Annotated in this window: 21 protein-coding genes; all 21 read right to left on the minus strand. The window is 42.1% G+C overall.

From position 1 onward, the window contains the following. Positions 1-86: 86 nt before the first annotated feature. The 21 genes from GPK88_RS19145 to GPK88_RS10525 all read right to left on the minus strand — a co-directional run bounded on the left by GPK88_RS19145 (position 87) and on the right by GPK88_RS10525 (position 24398). Entirely contained in the window at positions 87-476 is a 390-nt protein-coding gene (locus tag GPK88_RS19145; RefSeq protein ID WP_215707764.1) for a helix-turn-helix domain-containing protein, read from the minus strand. A gap of 453 nt (positions 477-929) precedes the next feature. Next, positions 930-1205, minus strand: a complete 276-nt coding sequence (locus GPK88_RS10430) for a hypothetical protein (RefSeq protein WP_004843816.1) — start codon at positions 1203-1205, stop codon at positions 930-932. Between the two features lie 3 nt (positions 1206-1208). After that, positions 1209-2093 carry a DUF4316 domain-containing protein gene (locus tag GPK88_RS10435; RefSeq protein ID WP_215707765.1) on the minus strand — a complete coding sequence of 295 codons (885 nt, stop codon included), beginning with the start codon at positions 2091-2093 and terminating at the stop codon, positions 1209-1211. Continuing rightward, the gene (locus GPK88_RS10440) at positions 2083-2343 is read right to left on the minus strand and encodes a transposon-transfer assisting family protein (RefSeq protein WP_005423594.1); all 261 of its coding nucleotides are present in this window, start codon (positions 2341-2343) and stop codon (positions 2083-2085) included. Before GPK88_RS10440 ends, GPK88_RS10435 begins: the two co-directional genes overlap by 11 nt. Then, complete coding sequence (locus GPK88_RS10445) at positions 2340-4922, minus strand: JAB domain-containing protein (protein WP_215707766.1); 2583 nt, start codon at positions 4920-4922, stop codon at positions 2340-2342. The genes GPK88_RS10440 and GPK88_RS10445 overlap by 4 nt, the downstream gene beginning before the upstream one ends. Then, positions 4912-5079: a hypothetical protein gene (locus GPK88_RS10450; protein WP_173690221.1), complete on the minus strand. Its 168-nt coding sequence runs from the start codon at positions 5077-5079 to the stop codon at positions 4912-4914. The genes GPK88_RS10445 and GPK88_RS10450 overlap by 11 nt, the downstream gene beginning before the upstream one ends. A gap of 83 nt (positions 5080-5162) precedes the next feature. Beyond that, entirely contained in the window at positions 5163-6212 is a 1050-nt protein-coding gene (locus tag GPK88_RS10455) for a DUF5688 family protein (RefSeq protein WP_215707767.1), read from the minus strand. Positions 6213-6240: 28 nt separating this feature from the next. Continuing rightward, positions 6241-8352 (minus strand): DNA topoisomerase 3, encoded by a 2112-nt coding sequence (locus tag GPK88_RS10460; protein WP_215707768.1) that lies wholly within the window; start codon positions 8350-8352, stop codon positions 6241-6243. Positions 8353-8424: 72 nt separating this feature from the next. Then, positions 8425-9159, minus strand: a complete 735-nt coding sequence (locus GPK88_RS10465; RefSeq protein WP_215707769.1) for a CD1107 family mobile element protein — start codon at positions 9157-9159, stop codon at positions 8425-8427. Further along, positions 9134-9442, minus strand: a complete 309-nt coding sequence (locus tag GPK88_RS10470) for a DUF4315 family protein (protein WP_044925244.1) — start codon at positions 9440-9442, stop codon at positions 9134-9136. Before GPK88_RS10470 ends, GPK88_RS10465 begins: the two co-directional genes overlap by 26 nt. Positions 9443-9468: 26 nt before the next feature. Beyond that, a complete protein-coding gene (locus GPK88_RS10475; protein ID WP_215707770.1) occupies positions 9469-11712 on the minus strand; it encodes a C40 family peptidase in 2244 nt (747 codons plus the stop codon). Between the two features lie 51 nt (positions 11713-11763). Further along, entirely contained in the window at positions 11764-12222 is a 459-nt protein-coding gene (locus GPK88_RS10480) for a hypothetical protein (protein ID WP_005423581.1), read from the minus strand. Next, positions 12206-14713 (minus strand): VirB4-like conjugal transfer ATPase, CD1110 family, encoded by a 2508-nt coding sequence (locus tag GPK88_RS10485; RefSeq protein WP_252197748.1) that lies wholly within the window; start codon positions 14711-14713, stop codon positions 12206-12208. Before GPK88_RS10485 ends, GPK88_RS10480 begins: the two co-directional genes overlap by 17 nt. After that, positions 14628-15017: a PrgI family protein gene (locus GPK88_RS10490; protein ID WP_055163308.1), complete on the minus strand. Its 390-nt coding sequence runs from the start codon at positions 15015-15017 to the stop codon at positions 14628-14630. Before GPK88_RS10490 ends, GPK88_RS10485 begins: the two co-directional genes overlap by 86 nt. A 22-nt stretch (positions 15018-15039) precedes the next feature. Beyond that, the gene (locus GPK88_RS10495) at positions 15040-15912 is read right to left on the minus strand and encodes a VirB6/TrbL-like conjugal transfer protein, CD1112 family (RefSeq protein ID WP_215707772.1); all 873 of its coding nucleotides are present in this window, start codon (positions 15910-15912) and stop codon (positions 15040-15042) included. 19 nt (positions 15913-15931) lie between these two features. Next, positions 15932-16147, minus strand: a complete 216-nt coding sequence (locus GPK88_RS10500) for a Maff2 family mobile element protein (RefSeq protein ID WP_005334815.1) — start codon at positions 16145-16147, stop codon at positions 15932-15934. A 125-nt stretch (positions 16148-16272) separates the two neighbouring features. Then, positions 16273-18096 carry a VirD4-like conjugal transfer protein, CD1115 family gene (locus GPK88_RS10505; RefSeq protein WP_215707773.1) on the minus strand — a complete coding sequence of 608 codons (1824 nt, stop codon included), beginning with the start codon at positions 18094-18096 and terminating at the stop codon, positions 16273-16275. Continuing rightward, positions 18093-18656, minus strand: coding sequence for a PcfB family protein (locus GPK88_RS10510; RefSeq protein WP_178665089.1), 564 nt, complete (start codon positions 18654-18656; stop codon positions 18093-18095). Before GPK88_RS10510 ends, GPK88_RS10505 begins: the two co-directional genes overlap by 4 nt. Beyond that, a complete protein-coding gene (locus GPK88_RS10515; RefSeq protein ID WP_055297478.1) occupies positions 18657-18935 on the minus strand; it encodes a hypothetical protein in 279 nt (92 codons plus the stop codon). Beyond that, positions 18922-19080, minus strand: a complete 159-nt coding sequence (locus tag GPK88_RS10520; RefSeq protein ID WP_173795261.1) for a hypothetical protein — start codon at positions 19078-19080, stop codon at positions 18922-18924. The genes GPK88_RS10515 and GPK88_RS10520 overlap by 14 nt, the downstream gene beginning before the upstream one ends. A 56-nt stretch (positions 19081-19136) precedes the next feature. Beyond that, on the minus strand, positions 19137-24398 hold the full coding sequence (locus tag GPK88_RS10525; protein WP_215707774.1) for a SpaA isopeptide-forming pilin-related protein: 5262 nt from the start codon (positions 24396-24398) through the stop codon (positions 19137-19139). Positions 24399-24801: the final 403 nt, after the last annotated feature.

Here is a 24801-nt window from a genome sequence, read left to right on the forward strand (position 1 = left end):
CCCCCCCCCGAAATTTTCTGTCAATTTTTCTATGCGTATTTTTGCAATAAAAAAAGACAGTTCACAATATTCGCTGAACTGTCCATTCACTTCTTCATGCTACGGATAAACGTCATAAAAATTTCTCTTTCTTTTTCTTCCATGCTATCCCAAATATCAAGTATTTCTTTTTGCTCATCTGTCAGATTCAATCTTCTTCCATCCTCTGAAAAAAATTGTGCGATTGTAACTTCAAAAGCATCACAGATTCTTTCCAGGTTAGCCATTGTTGGCATACTTTTCTGATTTAATATATTTCCAAGAGCAGTCTGCGTTATTCCTGTAAGCTGAGCTAATCTATACTTTGTATATCCTCGCTTCTGGCATAATTCCGCTATTCTCAACGGAATATACTCTTCTATGCACAAGTATATGCACCTCTCTTCTAGTCTATGATACTTATATTGTACCCGTAGACCAGAAGATTTATTAGACATTTATTTATTGATTATATACTCTTGTACGCAAGACTATTCAAGTAAAAAAATATAGCTGGACAGTCCACGATATTCAGTTGTTGCATATATTTATGATACTTTCTACGAGGAAATCTGTCAAATACATGTTGTTAAAAAATGATATTATAACTCAAAAAATCCTGATAGATAACTTTATCTATGCAGTTACCTATCAGGATGGGAATTTTATCTTACACCACGATCAGCTCCTCTCTCCGGCTTCTGTTGATATTGTCAGTATAGCAAAATAAGCTTTTGCAATATACATCCATAATAAAAAATTAAATCTTTATAATTCCCATTTTTGAGGAATAACACAAAATAAGGCCCAAAAGGGCACTTTCCCTTTTGAGCCTATACACTTTATCAACTAACGTATTTTGCTTTCATTTTTCCATGTCTACACATGACATTTTTCTCTTAAATCGCATCCTATGATAGTTCTTTCATCTTGCTGATATCCTTTGCCTGCATTTTTCTTGAAGTGCTATATGGTGGTACCAGTTTTAAAGACAACCGTCCCTTTCTGATCATATACGTTTCACTTCCATCCTCCGCAGATCCTTTCAACCAGCAATCATCCGGATACTTCTCAGCAAAGGTCCGTAACCGTTTCTGCAAACTCTGATTGAAGGTATACACATCATAGAATCCGTCATCTTCATTGGTCAGAATAATCGTTTCTTTTTCACACTTTAACCTTCGCATATTCTACCCCCGCTTTCTTTCCATTTCCTGATCCAGGTATTTGGGTATCGGCTTTCCGGACCGGCGAGCAATAGCAATCTGTTTCTGATGGAGTCGCTTGATCACAGATCTTCGTTTCTTAGGTTTATTATCCTGTTCATTTCGGGAAGTCTGTTTGTTGCTGCGAGCATCAAAGGTCTTTTCCTGATTCCTCTTCTGATTATTCACCAAACCATCCACCATATCATAATTAGCTTCGGTACCGGATTCTCTGCTCCGTTCATAAGTGCCGTTCTGGTAGAACTTCTGGTAATGTTCCAGACGGATTTGACCATCTTGTTTTAACTGTTCGACTGAATTTAGCGGTGCCTGCTGTTGAATGTAATTATGGATCTTTTGTTTTGTTTTTTCGTCGAATTTCTTACATTCTTCGACAACCATTTTCCCATAGGCATCCAGGATAACACCTTGAGCCTGATCCCGGTATACTTGATGCTCCATCAGATAAAACTGTTTCCCGTCGATGATGATGGTGTCTGTTGCAATCCAGTTCCCTTTTTTTCCGTCAATTTGATAATTCTCAGTCTCCATAGTGATCAGTGCGCCCGATGTATTGATACGAATGAATCCGGCCAGATACTGTGGATAGTTCTCATCTACATAGTAGCAGTTGATTTCTCCATCCCTGTTCAGTACAAGTACGTCACTGACTTCGCATTGCTTTTTCATTCGTTTCCAGATGTCAGCGACTTTTTCTTCTTCCTGCATTTCATGAATCGAGATTACTCGGTAATTTTCGACAGTAATCGACACATTCTGCTGTCTTGCTTCTTGATATGGCAGATGCCACAGTGCTTTTCCTGCTGTCTGCTGATCTACTCGGTAGACTGCAAATTGATTAAGCTTCATAGGCATCGTCCTCCAAGTTATTCAGATAATAATTCAGGTCCAGAGAATAGTAGTATTTGTCTTCGATCTGCTGTAATTTTCCAACTGTAGAATTGATGATCTCAATCATTTCATCATTCTCAGGATCACTTTCTTCCTGTTCCAAAACTTCCAAAGCTTCTTTCAGTGTTTGGATTGTTTCTTCCTTTGTGTGCTGCTGGAAGATAGCAGTAATAGTCAGTTCGTTTTCTTCCAAGTTTACATTTCTCATAGGCTCATTTCCCCCCTTTTCTTTTTCGGTATTGGTTTCATCTGTATATTCAGCTCCTTCTCGTTTTTTTCTTCGCTTATATTTTTTTCGTTATCCACTTTCTTATTGGATTTCAGTGGATTTTCCACATTTGGATGTCTTTCTTCCAAGTACTTTTCCACACGACGGATTGCATTTTGCACATAAGAATTTTCTCTAAATCCAGGAATCGAATTCAAAAATTCTTTCTGTATTTTTCCTTCGATCATCAGACTCTGCATTCCTTCATAATCACTTCCGTCTTTCAGATCAAAGCCAACACATTTCAGTCCATGTATACGTTCTGATGGGATTTTCTCATAAGCTTCCAAGGCTTCCGGTAATGTCAGGTCATAATGTACTTCACCCATTACAGGAAATTCAGCACATTCAGCCGCATAAAAGCTGATACATGTAAGATCATTTTCATAATCCACATTTTCTATTTCCGGGACAATATCGAGTATTTTTTCTCTTTGTGCTGCAAAGTCTGGAAGTTCTGCAAATCCAAATCGATCCACGTAATATGCCTGCATATCCCCACCACGGTTTGTAATGATAACATCACTGACCGACATAGAATGTGCTTTATAATCTGCCGGTGGATTATCGTTAAATACGGCATACAAATCATCCAGCTTTTCATTTTCATGTAATCTGCCGGAATAGACACATTTATAATTTGCTGCATCGATTGTAATGCCATCTTCTTTGACCATTGCCATATTCATAAATAAATGTTGTTTTCCCGGTGTGCCTTCATCCACGTGGTAAATCGCATAGCGGTCACCATTACCTCTGAACATTTCTTCCTCTAGGGTATAATCATACTTAAATGGGTACATAGCCCGATCAACTCTTTCCGAAACATCCGTCCCTTCTGCAATCGTATCTTCCAGCCAGTCTTTGATATCTCCCCATGATTCAAACTGCAAATACCCAGCAATTTCATGTGTCCCATCCGGTGCCAGTACAATATGTCCCGGTTCGCTTTCCCGATAGTCATAGCGGTATCCGGCTGCTTCCAGTGCATCTACCAGAATTCCGTATTTTTCATGTAATTCTGTTTTCTGTTTTTCTTCAAGAATGATTTCAAGTTCTTCTGTAAGCTGATCGATCATTTCACCGGCTGTCTTGCGGATCACATCCATAGATGCTTTCATTTCCTTCATTTCCCGGCTGCTACTCCAACCTGCAATGTAAGGAAAACTATAATCCGATGTATCCAAACCAAAGGAAGAGCACACACAGTAAGCAACGGATTCAGCCTCGACCTCTTTTGTCAATCGGTCTTTTTCTACACCAAGGCTTTCCATGATTTCCCTGTCATGCAATTTTGCATGGGCTGTTTCATGAATAGCAGTCTTTAAGGTCTGGCTTTCACTGAGTCCTTTTTTGATCACAATTTCCTTATCTGCATTGTGATAATATCCATTGGCATTGCCATCGATCTCATCGAATCGTATCGGCACTGGGGATATTTTCTGAATAGCCTGCATGAAAGAATCAAAATCCTGCACAGCTGCAGTCAATAATTCCGGTGTCAGTGTCTGGATTGGTTCCCCGGATGTCTGAGCAATATCAAAGACGGTAACTGCTTTAAAATGTGGAACCGTAACTTCCACTTTTTCAGTCTTAGGTTTTCCATCGGTTCCCATGATTGGTCGCTGATTTTCATCCAGGACCTCTTTTTCCTTCATTTTCTTATATGGTGCTGGTGCGATGATCGTAATTCCTTTTTCGCCTTTCATGACCTGTCTACCCATGGACTGCCAGTTTTTGTAACTGGTAACAAGTGTGGCATCCGGTCGCTGCATAGCAATCAGCATTGTATTATTAAAGGAATAATTGTGAAACTTTGCCATGGTTTTAAGAAATTCCTGATAGCGGTTACTTGTAAAAAGTTCTTCCACACCGGATTCCAGTGACTGCATAATGCTGTCCATATCTTTTCCCTGAACCGGTAATGGAATTGTTGCTGTCTGCACCGTTGGAATATCTCTTACGTTATCTTTTTCTTTTGTATCTGTTACTTCTTCATAGGGTGCGATGGCTTCTGTCACCATTCCTTTAGTTAAATCAATGTCTTCAACACGAGTTGAAAAACGGTTCCTGCTATCTGGAAATTCTCCTTTATCTCGAAAGGAATAGTAATTTCCATCCCGTCCTGTAATGATGTGATCAACCAAGGAAATCCCCATCAATTCACCTAATTCCTGCATTCTTGCTGTAGTCTGGATATCCGATGTAGATGGGGTCAGATTTCCCGACGGATGATTATGAATGAGCATCATTGAATGAGCATTAGAAAGAATTGCACTCTTAAATATTTCTCTTGGATTAATCAATGCTTCATTCAATGAACCTACAGATACGATATTCATATTGATTGGTGTTAAATCTGCCTGTAGATTAACAATACAAAAGAGTTCGCGATCCATCTGAGAAAGAAATTCATTCATAACACGAATGGCGGCATCCGGATTGTTCATTGGTTCTTTACTATAAAGTGGCGGCTGCTCCACCATACGAATTGCTACCTGCTCTAATTTATCTGCCATCAACAACACCTCCAATCGGCACATTTATAATAAATTCCTGATCATGTAACATCTCAATTTGCTTCTTCATTTTTTCAAACGAAAATGTGTGTAATAATCTTTTTTGATACTGGCTGTATCTTAAGCTTGTATTTGTTTTAATGTTTTCTTTCGTCATAATCTTCTCCTTTTCAAAAATGCCCCACGACATTTCTTTATGCCGCAGGGCGTTTGCTCATTTAACGGTTTTCATGCTTGGTATTAAAGTTCCATATCATGTTTCTTTGTTTTCGGTTTCTGATCTGGCTGTTCTTTTCCTGTTTTCTCTGTTTTTGCAGCCTGTGCTTCTTTTTCTTTCTGACGTTCTGTGAATCTGTCAGCTTTTTCAAAGACATGATCCTTTGTATCAAAGTGATATACATCATTGGTAAGGCGTTCTGCTGGTGCTACCTGAGTGGCATTGACTTCTTTTACCATATCTCTTAACATTTCTGCATCCACTTGCCCGTCATCTGGCAAGACCAGCATTTCATGGATGGATGATGGCAAAATGAAGAAATCATTTCCCAGAAGTTCCCCCATGTTATCCATGAATTCCGGATAAAAGATCACACCGGCTCCATCAATTCTTTCTGTATTCGTAACAACAAAGAATGTCGGCATCTCGCTTGATTCCTGCAATGTTTCCTGCAGCATTTCACGTTCATCCGGTGTCAGCATGAGAATATTTTTCTGGTACATTTCATCTATCAATGCACCTATACTTGATACCTCCGGGGCCATGACACGCGGTGAACTTTTCATAGCATCTTCATGAAGCTGTTCTACAGAGATTCCATACTGTTCAAGCAGATCATTTTTGATAAACATGGAACTTAATCCATCCTGATCCTTGCCTACTGCCACATGATAGGTGATTGCGAGATCTTCCTTCAGCTGGTGTGGCGCATTTTCGAGGACTTCCTTATTTGCTTCGGCTGATGATACACGGATAAACAGCTTGTCCTTCACATCTTCATAATTAAAAATAGCTTTCAGATCAACCTGTATCGGTGCCTCAATAACTATATCTGCAATCTTTCTGCATACAGTTTCCATTGTTACACCAGGCTGTGCTTTATATGCTTCATACAGCTGGTTAAGATTGATCGTCGGGGTAAGCATCTCACCTTCTTTTCTCACCATCAGTCCCGTATAGACACGGTTCAGTTTCTGACACTCCATCGTTGATACTTCTGCATTCTCATAATCCTTTGGTAAAAAGAGTTTGATATTGTCCTTTACTTCATTTACAAATTCATTAAAATTCATTCTTCGTTTCCTCCTCTAATCTGTTTTCTTATTTCTTTTTGCTTTTGTTTTTTGGTTTCTTTTTGGGAAAGGATAAAGAAAAATTCACCTTTCCGGTTTCATCTGTATCCATATGGAGATCTGCCTCAAAGTACATATTTTTCTTTCTGGAATACAGGTCTTTTACATGCACACTTCCGTTTTTCAGAAGTTCTGCGGCCATCTTTTTATCCATGTTTTTTTCCATGCTCTGCAGATAGCGGTTATCTTTCCAGAGAGCAAAGTGACAATCATGGTCGCTGCAATAGAAGTTGGTTTTGCTTTCATATACCAGGCTTCCACATACCGGACAGGTTCCAATGCTTTCTCTGGTCTGAAATCTTCTTGTTTCTTCTTCGGAAATCGCATCACATCCATTCAGCATCATGGTAAGCATGTTTTTGATCCCAGTCATAAACTGTTCCGGTGCAATCTCTCCATGCTCCATCAAAAGCAGCTGGTTTTCCCATTCTGCAGTCATACCTGCAGATTTCAGGAAGTCTGGCAGAATCTCAACAAGGACTTTTCCATCATCTGTTGGAAGGATCTGTTTTCCTTTTCGGGTGGCATACTGGGAATAGATCAGTTTTTCGATGATACCGGCTCTTGTTGCCGGAGTTCCTAATCCTTTCTTTTCCGTATCTTCATCGAATTCCTTATTTCCAGCAGTTTCCATTGCCGCAAGGAGAGTATCTTCACTGTATGGTTTTGGTGGCGATGTAAAATGCTCTGTCTTTTCTGCATCTACAGCATAGAAAGTCTGTCCTTTGGTTACTTTCGGGATTTGGTCTTTCATTTCCTGATCCGGATCTGTGATTGCCAGGCTATCCTTATTCTTGAAGCAGTTTTCAAAGAGTTTCCATCCATCCTGCAGCACGGTTTTTCCTTTTGCCTTGAAGATTTCTTCCTGGCATTCCACCTCAATCTCTGTTTCTTGGTAAATGTGATCTTTACTCATTGCCATGACCGTATGGACTGCAATCAGGAACAGAATCTTTTCTTCCCAGGATTTCAATTCATCCAGATGGCAGGATGCAAGCTCCAGCGTTGGAATGATTGCATGGTGATCTGTCACTTTGCTGTTATTCATGACTTTCTTCACATTTGGCTGCTCCGTCTGATCAAAAGGACCTGTCAGCTGATATTTCTCATAAATCTGACGAACCACATTTCTAGCAGTCTGCTCCATATCTTCGGTCAGATACTGGCTGTCCGTTCTTGGATAAGTGATCAGCTTCTTTTCGTACAGGCTCTGGGAGGTATCCAGTGTCTGTTTTGCTGTCATTCCATAGATACGGTTTGCCTCTCTCTGCAATGTGGTCAGATCATAAAGCTTTGGTGCTTTTACTTTCTTTTCCGTTTCTTTTACTGCAGTGATACTAGCTTCACTTCCCTGGCATCTGCTTCTTAACTGTTCCGCCTCATCTGGATCAAAGATCTTTGGTTTTACTGCCGGAATTCCGTCACAATCCAGTTCTACATTGAAATACTTTTCTTTCTGGAAATTGCTGATCTGTCCGGCACGTTCCACCAACATGGCAAGTGTCGGTGTCTGAACCCTTCCAACGGTCAGCTTTTTGAAGTACTTTGTGGTGTAAGCTCTGGTTGCATTCATTCCTACCAGCCAGTCAGCCTGAGAACGGCATACAGCAGCTTCGGCCAGATGCCGGTATTCCTCTGCGGATCTCAGATGCTGCATTCCATCAAGGATTGCTGAATCTTCCAAAGAACTAATCCATAATCGTTTCACCGGCTTTTTACTTCCGGATAAGTCATAGACATGTTTGAAGATTAATTCTCCTTCACGTCCGGCATCACAGGCATTTACGACATATTCAATTTCCGGACTGTTGAGCAGTCTTTTTAAGATATAGAACTGATCTTTCTTATCTTCTGAGACTGTAACTTTCCAGTCTTTCGGGATGATCGGGAGATCTTCATATCTCCACTGGTTAAATTTCTCATCGTAAGCATCCGGTGAAACATATTCGGCCAGATGTCCGAAGCACCAGCTGACCATACAGTCGGTTCCTTGTAAATATCCGTCTTCTCGTTCCTGTGCTCCAATCACTTCTGCGATTGCTCTTGATACACTTGGTTTTTCTGCAATTACTAAATACATGATGTATTACCTCCTTCATATAACGAAACGGAGAGAGCATGTTTTACAGCCCCCTCCGCTAAAAAAGTTTATTTATTTTTCATTTTCTTCAAAATCTTCGTCTTCAGACTCTTCCTCATCCGGAACTTCTTCCAGTCCACCTGTTTCCAAACCTTCCGGCTGATCATCCTCATCTTCCTCTTTTTTAGGTTTATAGATCTTGAAGTAGTAGTAAGCTGCCACACCGCTGAGAGCCAAAATCAGGATTGTTGCCATTGCACCCATATTGGTTTTTGCAGATGCTGTTTTCTCCGGATCAATGGTAGCTTCCTTGTCTACATCCTCATTATTTGTTTCATCCAGCACTACCTTTGATTTATCTGGCTGTGGTGTTACGACAGTAGCAGTGCTGTCTTTATCCAGAAATTCGGACAGATCATTCTCATCAATCTGGGATAACATATAGACATTCTGTGATGTGGCACTACGGTCGATCACGATATAGAAAGTGTTGTTATTCTTCGTTGTAACCGTAAGAAATTCCTTTGTGGAATCATCGGTAATGTCATCCTTGACTTCACCATTGCCAGGTGTCGTAAATGCAGTTCCCTGGTCTGTTCCATCTTCTGGCAACGCCTCATTTGTACTTGCCGCCTCATCCTTTTTCTCTTCTTTGTCTGTTGATTGATCTGTCTGAGTTGTCTCTACTTTGGATGCCTCTGCTGATTCATCCACATAGGCAAATGCTGTGGTTGATGCAGTAAAAAGCATCATGACTCCTAACAGCAGTCCTGCCATTTTCTTATTCATTTTCTTCCATTTCACCATTCTGATATTCCTCCTTATTTTCTTCTGTGAATACAAAGGAGCCTGAACCTTCATCGTCAGACTCCCTGCTTACCTGAAATTTAACTTTTCCACTCTGGATACCATCCAAAAGATCATATAACTGATCATTCTCCATCTTCATACCACGGATGCACCTGATCATCTCATTGTCCTCTTCCTGCTTTAATGCAGCCTGGACACCCCTAAGATATTGCTGCAGATCCGCGATCTTTTTCTCTGTCTTGGCAATCTCATCCAGATATTTTTTAATCTTTTTATTCAAACTTTCACCTCCCTTCGTTCACCCCTTTATGGCAGTCTTCCAAAGCACATGAAATGTTGCTGCCAGTAGGATGTGCTGATATTTGAGTAATGGATCGGATCCCCGCAATGGATCATCATATTGTTACCGACATAGATACCCACATGGCTTGCACCGGATGTATTATACGTTCCCTGGAAGAAGATCAGATCTCCTGGTTTTGCTTCTTGCGGTGATACATAAGTACATACGCCTCTTAATCCATCTGCGGTCAATCGTCCATAGTTCCAGCCATTACCACAGTGGTTAATGACATAAGATACGAAACCTGAGCAGTCAAATCCGGACGGAGAGTAACCACCCCATACATAAGGTACTCCCAGATATTTTTCTGCTTCCCGGATCATCCGGGCAAATTCTTCATCCTGCAGTGCTTCCGGTGGAATCTCATAGCTCATTCCATTACCGCCTGATCCACTGGCCACATTGTTTACATCCCACAGATAATTTCTGTTTCCATAGGTCGTATTTAATGCATTATAGATGATCAGCTGCTCCGCATTCAGATTGGCTCTTGCCAAAGCATCAAAGCTTCCATTTGTCAGTGTCACATATAGAATCTTCTTAGTGCTTGTACTGGTAACCGTTACTTCCTGACTGCCATTGTCATCTGCGATATAGGCTTCCCAGGTCTGGTGTCCATGAGCAGAAGCGGCAGCATGGTTGTCATAGTAAACGTCAAACTGCACACCATATCGTGCAAAAGCTCCGGTATCTTCAACCGTGTATTCCACACCATTCATTACTACCTTCGTTCCGATTGGCACAAATGGATTGGAAGCATCTACAGCAATGGTATGGTTTGCAGTTGGATATGCACCACTGGCAGTTGGTCCGCCTGACCATACACCACAACAGATTCGACAATTACAATATCCACTGGTCACTACCTGTCCCAATGATTCTCCGACTCGAACATTTCTGGTTTCTGTCACCGTTTCTGTTCGACCTTCAGTATTCAGATGATATTGTGCTTCAAAAAGAGCTTGCAGTTCATTTTCAACATCTGAGTACGTCCAGTCCCCATATTTTGCGGTAAGATACGAGATAAGATGGTATGGATTATGACCAATCTCAGCAATGTTGTACTGATACTCGTCATAATTTGGATGTCTTCGTTCCATCTCATTGATCTGCTGATTCAAGGCACTTTCCAAAGCGGCATATCTGTTTTCGGCAGCATAGATATCCTCGTCTGAACTTGGATACGTTGTAATACCGATCACAGATCCAGCACCCTCAATAGAGGCACTGCAGCTCCCCAGAGATACTGCTATGACAAGAAAAAGAAGCGCAAAAATACCGATGCCTGCGAACATGGCACGATTACGCTTTATAATCTCTTTCAAGGCAATCTTTGCTTTCACCGTCATGTTCTCGACACCGGTAATGGTTGTCGCTCCACCTAGACTGCCAGCGGATTTTCCGGCTCTGGCTGCCCGGTATGCATCCTTATATCGTTTTTTCTGAAAGAAGCGGTTATAGAAATGTCTCTTTTGCTCAGCGTTCTTTACCGATTCTGCATGTTTGACTCCTTCCATACTTTCTGCAGAACCAAATTTCAGTTTCTTTTCTACAGTAGCCTCACGATAACCTCTGCGATGGGTTTTCACATCCGTTCGTTTGCTGCGGATCTGAGCATGACGTAGGCCACGTAACGCAGCTTCTGTTTCACGCTCTGCAAGTCTGGCACTTTCCACACCTGCATTTTCATCTGTTTCTTCCTCTTCGGAAGTGACTGCTTTCATGCCAGATATAACAGCTTGTGTAGCAATGTATTTCCCGGCTGTCCCTCCCGGTTTCATGCCAGCACCTTTCACCATTTGATTTCCTTCATCATCAAAAGATAATCTTCCGGCTTTTGCCTGTTCTTTGGTCATCTGTTTTTGCAGCTGCTTCTTCCGAATGGATTTCTTTTGGCTGTTCAGATTATTATCATCATCCGGGATTTTTTCATAACGATGCAGTTTCTTTTGATATCCGGATACTTTTTCTTCCGGTGTAACTTCAACTGTATCCTCAACAGCTTCCTGCCGGACAGAAGATTTCCGGATCTTTTCCATCTGCAGTCGTTTTCCTTTTCCTGATTTTGAATCTTCATTCTCAGCCTTTTTCCGTTCCCGTTCAGGAACAAATTCTTCCTTATTTTCCGGTCGTCCTCGACTCCTGTGACTGATATCTTTTACACTACCATCACGAAGATTTTCTTCTGTCAGACCATCCCTGGTCATCTTTGCGACCTTTTTATCTTTGCCTTTAAATTCTTTTCCAGCTATAGGTCATCACCTCCTGGCACAACTTTTCTTTCTGTACTCATTCAGTTCCTGGCGTCCTATAATCGGGATACCAGGATAACCATCTGCCTGTGTCCTGATTGCCGGAGAGCTTGCCTGAATATGAAATACCCAGTTCAGCTCACTCGGATCTCTTGGCCAGAATCTATTGATCAGCATGGCTTCCTTGAACTGGTTATTGTACAGATGGATCTGGGTTCGTTTATACAAAACTTCTTTCAGATCATCACTGGTAAGATGTGGGTAGATCTTTTGTGCCGGATAGAAATTCCAGAATACCCAGTCAAGGATAATATTCTGTGTTTCCAGCGGAAGTTCATACAGATGATGATCGTCATTAACTGTATGAACACGGTATCCAGGCTGCGCATTTTCCAGATTTTTCATCTGAATGTAAGGATTATCCTGGTTCCACTGCCTGATTCGGATCTTATCGATTTCCTTCATGCTTTTCCGCCTCCATTTCTTTCTCTCGTTTTTCAACTTCTTCCGGTTTTGTAGTCATCAAACTGTACAGCTTCAAGCTCTTATCGAACTTGTCCTTAAATGGAATAATTGTTGTTCCATAGAAAAGAAGTCCTTCTCCTTCCCCGGAATTCGTCACATAGGACAACTGATATGGGGAAATATTCAGCTGTTTTGCGAGGATCTGTCTGTCACCTGCCGCCTGGTTCAGCATCAGGATAAAATCACTGTTCTCAAAGATATTTTCAATTTCCCTGCTGGCAAGAAGATCTTTGATATTCTGTGTGATTCCAGTCGGTACGCCTCCCCATTTTCTGAATCTCTTCCAGATTTCTACGGAATAAGCTGCTGTCTGTTCTTCTTTGAGCAGAAGGTGGAATTCATCGATATAGTACCTGGTAGATTTGATGCCACGGTTGATCGTAACTCTGTTCCATACCTGATCCTGGACGATGAGCATTCCGATTTTCTTCAGCTGCTTTCCAAGTTCCTTAATGTCAAAGCAGACAATACGGTTATTCAGTTCCACGTTGGTTCTATGATTGAACACTTTCAGTGATCCATTTACATAGATTTCCAGTGCTGTTGCAATCCTCTGGGCCTGTGGTTCTTTCTGTTTTCTAAGGCAGTCATACAGATCACCGAGGACCGGCATATTTTCCGGTTTTGGATCTGCAAAGTACTTCTGATACACCAGTGGAAGACAACGATCGATCACGGATTTTTCTTCCGCTTCAATGCCATCCCTGCTTCCCATGATCAGCTCACATAAGGACAGGACGAAATCGGATTTTACACCAAGTGGATTGTCATCATCGGAATAATCCATATTGATATCCATCGGATTGATATAATCCTTACTGGTCGGTGAAATGTGTACGACCTGTCCGCCAAGTGCATGGACCAGTGGATAATACTCACCCTCCGGATCTCCGATGATAATGTCATCCTTCGTGACAAAGAAAGCGTTGGTGATTTCTCTTTTTGCAGCAAAGGATTTACCGGATCCAGGTGTACCAAGGATTAGTCCATTCGGGTTTTTCAGCTTTTTACGATCCACCATAATCATGTTGTTGCTGAGTGCATTTAATCCGTAATACAGGGATTCTCCTGCCATAAAAAGTTCCTGAGTGGTAAACGGTACGAAGATAGCAGTGCTGGTCGTGGTCAGTGCACGTTTGATGGGGATATGATTGACTCCCAGCGGAACACTGCTCATCAGTCCTTCTTCCTGCTGATAGTCCAGACGTTTCAGTACACAGTTGTATTTCTGTGCAATTCCGGCAGTCTGGAAGATGGCATTGTCCAGTGCCTGTTTGGTCTTTGCTGTATTTAAAAAGAGCGCTGTTACAAGGAACATACGCTCATTTCGTGACTGCAGGTCTTCTAACAGACGCTTAGCTTCTCCGCCATACGTGTTCAAATCCGATGGAATGATATCCATATCGTATCCGGCCCGGACTGCTTTTTTCTGTTCTTCGATTTTCATACGGTTGATATCCGTCACTTTGCTTTTTACCAGCTTGATTGCCTTCATCTGATCCACAGACTGGACATGCAGGTTGACGATCAGGTTCTTATCGATATCCAGAAATTCTGCCAGCATCTTATCCGTAAGCTCCGGTGCCAGGATCTGCAGATAAGAGACAGCCCCGATAGTATTTCCCATCTGGAACGTATTTCTGTCTCGGAATACAAAACTGGTCGGTGCCACATAATCCTTTGTATTGAGTCCTGTCCGGATCATGGAACCATAATCAAACTGGAAGTCTGTCATGACATCCGGATTGAAAGTCTCATACAGTATCTGCAGACGTTCCACGCCATTCAGCGGATATGCCGGAACTCCAAGGATCTTGAAGTTGTTCAGGATATCTGATTCAATACGTTCCAGCTTTGGCTTTGCTTCCCGGATATTATCCGCTTCGATGGAAAAGGTGATATATTTTGACTTCACCAGACCGTTGTTTCCTTTTGCCAGCTGCTGTTTCAACATCTTTGCGTATTCCATACGGACATCATCAAAAGCATCCTCCTGTGGTCGGATCCGGATGACCTGCTCAAACTCCTTCATGCTGCTCTTATGGTTGATAAAGCTCAGCTGAAAATGGATGCTGCTGTCAAAGTAATTGAGGAAGTCACACCAGTTTTCAAAGATTGCATTTTTATCTTCATTCTGAGCCAGCTGGTAGTTGATGTCATAAAAGCGGATACACTTAGAATACGTTTTTCCCTGTACCCTGCAGATTCCATCTCTTCCCATTTCCTTATAAGCGATCGACTGCTGGACGGACAGTTTTTTCTGCCTGCGTTTTTCCTCCTGCTTTTCTTTTTTCTTTTTCTCTTTTCTGTCTACTTTTTTGTATCCGGTATCTGTGACAGTTTTCTTATTTTTCTTTTTTCGCAACCGTTTTTCCTCCTTTCGGTTTTCCTGTATCCGGAGACTGTCTGATCTGTTCCGGATCTGTCTCATAATAGTTTTCAGTTTCATATTTTCTAACGGGTGAACGAAGAAACTTCACCCTGATCATGTGCATCAGAACATCTTCAAGATGCATCCCGTCTTTTTCGTACATGGCAAATAAAAATGCCGGTAACATTAAAAGCACCATGACCGTTGCTGCATTACTGTTTCCCATCACATTTCGCAAGAGGAAATAGCTTGGAATTCCCATTGCAGCACCTATACCGATACAGATCAGCTGTCTTTTGGTCAGGTTAAATGCTACTTTATTTTTTACCTTCGTTAAATCTTTCGGTACGCTGACATATGCCATGATTTTCACTCCTTCCTGTAATTTAGTGCGCGTTGAATATCGACTTACTTAAAGAGGCCGTCTTAAAGAGGCTGTAACATAAGATTACTGTGTAAGCCATAACGCCAAATAATGAAGAACTCAGATTATCTGAATACTGGATACCTGCAACAAGCACTGCATAGATTGCAACGCATACCATCATCAGAAATGCCTGGAAAGCCAGGGCAAAGAGTCCTCTGAAATAATTCGTGCCGATCTGTCCCCATTCTCTGTTACTCATAGTTGCGAATGGAATCGGCGCAACTGAGGTATATAGGTAAATCTCTATCATACGTCCATACATGATCACTGTGATCAGTACAGACAGGATCTTCATACAGAAGCCGGCGATAAGGGTTTCCAGCGCCAATACAACAAGTTCTCCGATTTCCATACTTTCCAGGGTTGCGGAAAGATCCGTCAATGCCGAAGAAATATCAATGGCGGTACTTCCGCTGATAACACCGGCCGCAGAATTAACTACGTGCTGGCCCACATCGAATACCGCCATTGTGATCGTAAATGTGTTACTCACCAGATATACAGCGATCCACATTTTTACGAAGTACTTGAAAAACATCCAGGTATCAATATCATGCATGTTGTTGCGCTCGGTCAGCATAGAAATCAATTCGTAGCAGAGTACGAGTGTGATAATAATGCCTGCGATCGGCATGATCACGGAATCCGATAAGTTCCGGATCATACTGAATATGCTGCCGTTCCACCCTTGCGGGGTCTGTCCAACCTGGGTAGCGATCTCACCAGTCTTTTGATTGACATCAGTAAACATCGTGTCCAGGTTGGAAGTGATCATCCCGGTTAAGAGTTCCCTCATCCATTCCTCAATCGCATCAAAAATCTGACTGAACATGGATCTCTACTCCTTTCTCTTAACCAAATAATCCACTCAGAAGCGGGATCAGCTGTGTTCCGATCAGGATAACACCACCACCGCTCATCAGCTGCTTAATTCCCTGGGATTTTGCACCCGGGTTGTCGTTTCCATAACCTTCCATCAGGTTGATTACGCCCCAGACACCAAGACCGGCACCGATTGCAACAACCAGTGTCTGAAGGATATTGATTGCACTGCTAAAAAAAGCCATAATCAAATGTATGAACAAACGCTTTTCTTATGGTCTGTAAGCGTTTGGCTCTACTCCTTTCCCTTTTATTCAGACCTTTTTGTACCCCTGCCAAGTAGCAGGGTGCTCGAATTCTTTCTTTCATATCAGTCCTCACCTTCCTCAGCTTCAATCGCTGATACATCTTCTTGTGTTACAGTTACTTCATACATTTCAAATTCTGTATCTTTCGACATCACCAGTCGGTGTGCCAGGTATTTTTCGACATCAAACGCATTATTCTTATTGAAATCGGCAAGCTCTTTGTACCGTTTGTGCTTTGTGATGTCATATTTGTTGCTTAAAAACGGCCGGACTCCTCGAAGCTGTAAGATACATTTTTCTCCATCCATGACCGCCAGCTCATCTCTACTCATCAGTTCTTTTCCAGTCTTTTGATAGTTCAGCCCATAGGACCGGTTGCTACCTCTGGTGTCTGATGTGTTATAAAGATCTATGGTTTCCTTTCCCAGGGTTTCTGATATTTCTTTCAGTGTGGAACTTTCCTTTCCACCCAGGAAAAGAACGGTGTCACAGTTACCCGTGATCGTCTCAGCCGCATCCTTATAGATTGTTTTCAGCTGAGATTGTGACTGCAAAATGATAGAAGCGGAGATTTCCCTACTTCGGATCGTAGCAATCAATTTGTCGAATTTTGGGATCTGTCCGATATTGCTGAACTCATCAAGAAGCAGTCGTACATGATAGGGAAGCCTGCCTCCATGCTCATCATCCGCTTTATCACAAAGCAGGTTAAAGAGCTGGGTGTACATGATTGCTACCACAAAGTTGAATGTGTCATCTGTATCACTGATGATGACAAACATAGCTGTTCTCTGATCACCAATCATATCCAGTTCCATTTCGTCATACGACATAATTTCTCTTAGTTCCTGAATGTCAAATGGTGCAAGTCTGGCACCACAGGAAATCAAAATCGATTTTGCAGTTTTGCCGGCTGCAAGCTTGTACTTGCGATATTGCCTTACTGCAAAGTGTTCCGGATTTTCTGCTTCCAGTTCTTCAAACAATTCATCCACTGCATTTTTAAATTCTTCATCATCCTCCCTGGTCTCACTGGCATTGATAAATTCCAACAGAGTAGAAAAGTTCTGTTCTTCCTCTGGTGCCTCATACCAGATGTATCCGATCAGTGCAGAATACAAAAGACGTTCGGCCTTGACCCAGAAATCTTCCGTTGATTTTTCGCCTTCACCCTTGGTATTTGCAATAATGGTATTGACCAGCTTTAAGATGTCTTTTTCACTCCGGATATAATGGAACGGATTGTAATGCATGGACTTTTTAAAGTTGATCGTATTTAATACCTTGATCCGGTATCCTCCATTTACCAGCATCTTCCCGCATTCAACGATGATCGTACCCTTTGGATCAGTGACCACATAGGATACGTGGTCCGTCATCTGCATAAGATTGGGTTTCACATAGAATCTTGTCTTACCGGATCCGGAACCACCGATGACAATCACATTCTTATTTCTGGCATACTTTGGTGCTTTTGGTCTGCTGTTCATGGTCAGACGTTCCGTTTCTGTGAGGATGACATTGTTTTCAAAAACCGGATCCATGAAGGGTTCGATATCTTTTCTATTTCCCCATCTTGCAGATCCATACTCCACACCCTGCCGGAACTTCTTTGCGTTTTTAGAACGATAGTAGACAACCAGTTTTAATGCACTTGCAACCAGAACACCTACTGTAAGGTCCTGCAAAGCGATACTTGGCAGCCAGCTTAAAAATGCCAGTCGGAAATTGACTAACATCACGCCAAGTCTCTGGACCATGCTTTCTCCCAGGCAATGCCGGTACAGCCAGGATCCTTTATCTGCTACATAGAAGATAAAGAAATATGGGAGATTTAAGATCACCAGTCGTTTGACCTGGATCTTCTGTAATTTTTCCCGGATCATCGTTCCTGACCTCTGGATTTTTGTCTCTGCTTCACACGCTGGCGGTGCTTTGCTTTTCTTTCTACAGATTTCTGCAGTTTCTTTCTGACGGATGGTTTCTTCGCCTGTTTCTTTTTCAGTTCTACTCCGGCATATTCCCGGAAAGCCGCTGTCATCACATCCACATCTTTAGCCTTAAAGAAGACCAGATATTTGGGTGGATCCGCACCGACTTCTTTTTTCAGGCTGTAATCAATCCCGTACTTTCTTGCCACACGGTCAAAGGATTTGATATTTTCATCTGTGATCTTTATGTTGGAAAGCTGTACTCCCTGTGCATTCAGCTGCTTGATGGTCTGCTTTCCATGTGGCTTTTTCTTTTCAATCTTTTTTCGGGCTTTTTCCCTTCCTTTCTCCTGGGCCCGTCCGGTCTTTTCAGCCATTTTCACCTGCGTTGCTTTCTGTTTCCTCCGGTTGTCCATTTCCAGGAACTTCCGAATGGCTGCTTTTAGCACACTGGCAGTGATCTTGACTCCCTGGATGCTCAGGCTGATCACTTTCTGATTTACTTCTTCCTGCAATTACCCACGTCCTTTCTTTCCTTTCATTTCAGAATGAAGACGGGCAATACAATATCCGATGCATGGAACATGTTTTCCATACGGACAGCCACCACATGGTGTTGTTTTTACCGCTTTTTTCTTTTCAGGAAGCAGATAATGGCACTGCTTCAAGTTACAGCCTTTCTTTTTGCCTCCCCACCAGTAACAGTACTTACAGGACCATGGCTTTTCTTCGCTGTACTTTCTTCCTTCTATAGCTGCATTTGGTTCTATGATCAGATCTTTATTTGTCTTCATTCTGTTCTTCCTCTTTTCTCATGATTTCTGTCAGTTTTTTCTCTGCCTGACTTCCGGCAGCAATGAGACAATACAAAACTGTAAATATTGCCGCTGCTCCCAGAAGAGCAACAAAAATAATGATATTTCTCATGGTTTCTCCCATCTAAAAAAGCGTCCACAGATTCCTTTCGGTTTCCATGAACGCTCATTCTTATTTGATTAGTGTTTCTTTTTTCTCATAAATGCAAGGGCTCCTGTACCAGTCGCACCAATGCCGAGAAGCATAAACCACAGCCACAGATTGGTGTTATCCCCAGTCTTTGGTGAATCACTGACAGGTTTTCCACCTTCCGGTGTCTTTTCTGCCGGTTTTTCCTCATCTACCATGGTTACATGCTGTACTTCACTAGTATCCTTTACTTCGAATTCCACATCTTTTGCAACCAGATAGCCATCCGGTGCTGTTTCTTCACGGAGAGTGTATTTTCCGATTGGAAGCATTTCGATGTAATGTGCTTTCTCTGTACAGGTCCAGCTTTCGACAACTTTTCCATCCTGATCAAGGATCGTGAGTTTTGCTCCCGGAAGTTCTTTTCCGGCGATATCCTGTTTGGAGATTTTCACCTTCGTCACATCATCCTTCATCTCAACTTTCTGCACATCGGCAGTATCTTTGATGGTGAACTTCACGCTTTCAGCTGTCACATAACCATCGGCCGGTTTTGTTTCAACCAGTGCGTATTCTTTTCCGACAGTCAGCTCACGGATCACATGTGCTTCTTTACCGGACGTCCATTCATCCACGATATTTCCATCAGCATCTACCACTTTCAGCTTACATCCCGGAAGTCCTTTTCCGGTTGTCAGACTGGATTTTGTAAATTCTACAACGGTTGGCTGATTCTCAAAGGTAAAATCATAGGTTACAGTCGGCTGATTCTCACCTGCATACTCAAAAGTAAATTCCTTTACTTCATCGTTGGTTACGAATCCATCCGGTGCATAGAGTTCTTTTACATAGTAAGTGGCTCCTATTGGAAGATCTGCAACAAATGTGATCTTTCCTTCTTCATCCGTAGATTTCAGTTCAATGATCTCATTGGCTTCGATCAGGACTTTACCAGTTGTCTCAGACTTAATGTCTTCTTTGGCAAATAATCCAAAGATAGCGCCTTCCAATGTACGGTCAGAATCTTTTTCTTTCTTAAGTACACTGACTTCTACTCTCTGGCGGTTGTTCTGCCAGTCTTTGTCATAGACTACAACTGGTGTATTCTGATCCACGTAAGTCAGATCTACATGACGGATCTCACCATCCAGTACATGACCGTAAGCAGTTCCTGTTTCTTTCACATAGTATTTACCAAGTGGAAGATTTTCCAGTTTTGCAATACCAGTTTCATCTGTCTTTATTGTTGCAATCAGTTCATCCTTTTTATAGTAATCGTCACTGACGCCATCGGCAGCCTTAATGTCTTCCTCAGCATAGACTTCAAACGTAACATCTGTCAGCTTTCCAGTTACATAGTTGAAAATGTGTTCCACCACACCTTTGACCTTATCGGCCAGTGTAACAGAATCCAGGAATTCTCCCTTCTTGTTGATTATGAGTTCACCAACCGGTACCTCGTCCTTCATTTCCACTTTTTGAACCTCTCCGGTATCTTTGACTGTGAATGTCACATCATTGGCTACCAGATAACCATGTGGTGCAAACTCTTCATGTAGGGTATAATTCTCACCCACTTTCAAATATTTGATCACATGCGGTGCATCTTTGGAAGATGTCCAGCTGTCTACTACATTTCCATCTTTATCCGTTACTTTCAGATAAGCTCCATCCAGTTCTACACCGGTTGTTGCATCTGATTTTGTGATCTCAACAGTTGTCGGCTGGTTCTTCTTTACGGATTTTAATGTTACTGTCTGTACATCCTGCCCCTGATAAGAAGCATCAAATCTTAGTACTTCATCCGAAGATACGAATCCATCTGGTGCTTTCAGTTCTTTTACATAATAGCTTCCAAGTGGAAGATCCAGTGTACATGCTGCCTGACCTTTTTCATCAGAAGTCATTTCCTGTAAAAGAGTATCTGCTTTAACGATCACTTTTCCATCTTTCGTCTGAATGTCTTTTGCATTGTAAATACCGAACACTGCTCCGGCTACTGTATTGCCTGTCTCAGCATCCTGTTTTTCGACAGTAATCGACACTTTCTGTCGTTCATCTGTGACAGAGATTTCTTTCTCGATCACTGCAGTATCCTGATCCGCATAAGCAAATTCGACATTTTCCGGCACGGTATTTAACACATAAGTGTCCGGTGCATTCTTCTCTTTAACATAATACCTGCCAAGTGGAAGATTCTTTACGGTTGCATAACCATCTTCATCCGTTGTGACGGTTGCTACCAGTGCATCGTTTGCAAAATACAGAGTTCTCTGTCCATCTGCATCTACCTGATGATCGGCGGTATAGATATCCTCTGCCGCATAGACTTCAAATTCTGCACCTGCAAGGCCAGTCATTTCATACTGGAAATCCTTCTCAAATCCTTTTAACACTTCACCCTGTTTATAGATCTTTAACTGACCTTTGACCGGGGCATTGGTATATTCCACATCAATGACTGCATCTCCTGTGACAGGATCAGTCAGATAAGCAGTATCTGTATCAACTGCAACTGTCACATAGTTTTTGGATATTGTGTACCCATCGGGTGCCGTCACTTCCTCAATCCGGTAGTTGCCAGGTTTCAGATTCTTTGGCAGTACCAGGTATCCTTCCTCATTTGTGAAATAGGATTTGTGTACCGTTGTCTTCGGATAGGATGTTGTCTGTTCCACATATTTCTGGTTATCCAGGTCGTATACCTTGAACTCAGTATTGGCCAGGAGTACCGATTTCTGTGTTTCTGCATCCTTTTTGATGATCTTTAATTTTGCTTTGAATTCTTTATCCAGCAGCACTCGCCATGTCTGCGGTGTATCCGGATGATTCTCTGTGATCTTCACTACAAAATCATCGACCGGTGCATAGTTGTGTTTGCTTGTGGTTTCTCTTACCACATAAGTTCCATATGAAAGCGGAATCGATCTTGCATATCCTTTTTCATCGGTAAACATTTCTGCCTGGCCATCTGCAGTCAGTACAACTGGTCTGGCTGAATCAAAATCATAACTTCCATCTGCTTTTACTTTCAGATCACTGACAAGCCATGCTGAAAAACCAACTCCCTGCAGAAGATCTGCATCGGTCTTTCCGTTGTTTGCTGCCTTGATGATCTGGAACGGCTGCTTGATGACGGTTTCTTTACATACAGAAGTTCTTTCTACTGTCGGAACAGTAGCACCTTCGTAAGTACAGTCCACATCATGTTCTGTCGGATCCAGTACATATCCCACTGGAGCACTAAGCTCTTTCAGATAATACTTTCCAAGATACAGATCCGATACAGAGGCTTCGCCATTCTTATCCGTTGTCAGGGATGTGATCAGGCTGTCTTTCTTATGGATTGTTCCGGTTCTTCCATCCGGATGAACAATGTCTTCTCTTGCATAAAGGCCATATACCGCACCTTCCAGTGTTGCATCTCCCTGAGCTTCATTGCCTGTCTCAGCATCCTGTTTTGCAATGTTGAGCTTTGCATTTGTTCGCTTATCCGTTGCATTTTTGGTTGTTGTCTTTCCGATAGCAAGAGTCACATTATAAGACTTTGTATCGATCTGATACCCTGTTGGAACAGAGATTTCTTTCAGATAAACAACTTCCTGTGTCTTTTCCATTGTGAGCTGTGAAGCACCATTCTGATCAGTTGCAGGCATCTCTGCGATCAGCTTTGTACATGCAGCATCGGAATAGATCCCGTACACTGCACCAGCCAGTGCATTTCCTGTATCCTGGTCTTTCTTTACAATGGATACCTTGCATTCTTTTGTCCAGGTTACTTTAAAATCCACATATTTCTCATTTCCGACACCTTCACCGAAAACAAGAGCCAGGTCCTGTGTTCCAGATCCTGTTACAATCTTGTAAGCAGAGTATTCTTTATCAATGCTTCCCTTCATCCGAGAAGAAAATGTAGCACTGACGCTCTCTGCCTGATCAAGTGGTGCTGTCAGATAAAACTGTGTACCTCCACTGATTTCTACACTTGCTCCTGCAGCACTGGTTTTACCGGTTGTCACATTTACAAGCTTTACACCGCTTGGCAACTTAAATGTGATTGTCTGCAGTTTATCTGCTTTGAATGTGATCACGCTTGTTCGCTGGCTGTTTCCTTCCACATAAGCCTTTACATTAGATTCGGAAAAGCTCATATCTACAGACGGAATGTCCGGCATATTTACACAATAATTATAAAGTTCCATTGCCAGGTTCTTTCCTGTTGCATTGGTTCCTGATGCCCAGTCACTGGATCCATTTGCATATGCCGCTGCGATATGAGTAATAATGAATCTCTTTCCTGCCTGGAAATCCGGATGTTTCTCATCAAAGAAACCATTCTCATCACTTGCTTTTGTTCCGTAATAGCAGACCTTTGCAAGTGTCTTTCCATCGGCAAGTTTCTGGATCGTATAAGTTCCATTTCCCGGTCCTTTTTTGGATGGTTCAACACAGTATGCTGTCGCATTGATGCTTCCCCATTTCACATAATATGGACAAGTCAGATAAGAACCTAATCCATAGTCTGCATAATAGTACCAGGAACCTGCTGTAACAGTGACTGATTTTGTTCCTGTTTCACCGGAAGCAAGCATCATTGGCATATCAAAAGTAATACTTTCGCCTGCTTCAAGATCTGCAAGAGCAACTTCCTGGTCAACAGCTTCCTGCATGATCTCTGAGAGTGTGATCCCTGTTTCCGGATCAACGGTCTCCTGATTCTCCGTTGCTTCGATCTCTGCATCAAATTCTTTTTCTGTCAGTTCTGTTTTACTCTCCGTGTCAGCAGCACCAGTTTCCTCTGTAGACGAGTCAGCCTCAGAATCCTCTGTTTCTGTCTTATCGGAAGAACCAGCATCCTGATCAGAAGAACTTTCTGACTGCGAATCTTTCTGCTGATCCGCTTCTTTTACCACGACCTTTCGATTGATCTGGTAGGTTGGATGATCCGTTGTCTGTGGTTCTACATAATAGACTGCCTTATAGGAATTGGCATAATCGGTAGAAAAGTCATTCCCGTCCGTATCTTTTGCTTCCTGAAATGTAACTTTTACTTTGCTGTCATCCTGGATCGTAAGACCTGTATAATCACTCTTTACATCGAAATTGTCTCCAACCTTGATCTCATAATCCTTTGCAGTTACCACTTCATCTTCATCCAGCTGATCCTTGATTTCCTCATAATACGGGATCTTTTTTACAGATCCGGCATCATCAGAAGCATAGGCAACTGCGGGAGAGAGTACCGTCGATAAAACCGTTACTGCAGTCAATAAACCGGACATCACCCTGCGTGCTTTCTTTTTCACGTTCATTCTCTTAAATCCTTCCTTTCTGATTTTTTGTGTATGATTATCTGTTCGTGTCTGCGTATTATCTTTTATACGAAGATGATCGCCTCCTTTCCTGAAATTTGCGCTATTTGGGACAGTCAGCACAAGCTGAGATAACAGCACAAATATATGGCGGTACCTGTTTATCACAAATACCGCCACATGATTTCTACTGTCATCCTCTTTTCAGATTCAGACATTTTATTTTGATTTAAGATTTAAGCGTTTTCCTGTTTTCTTTCCCGGATCCGTTCCTATATCAGTTTCCATCTCTGATACGTTTTCTTCTGGCAGACACGCAGCTTTTCGCTCTATGCATGTTCAAACCGAATATCACTCCGGGCAGGCTATTCATTTTTCAAGGTTCAGGAGGAAGCATTTTTAA

Origin of the sequence: Blautia sp. MCC269, assembly GCF_018785655.1 — a bacterium.
GTDB lineage: Bacteria > Bacillota > Clostridia > Lachnospirales > Lachnospiraceae > Blautia_A.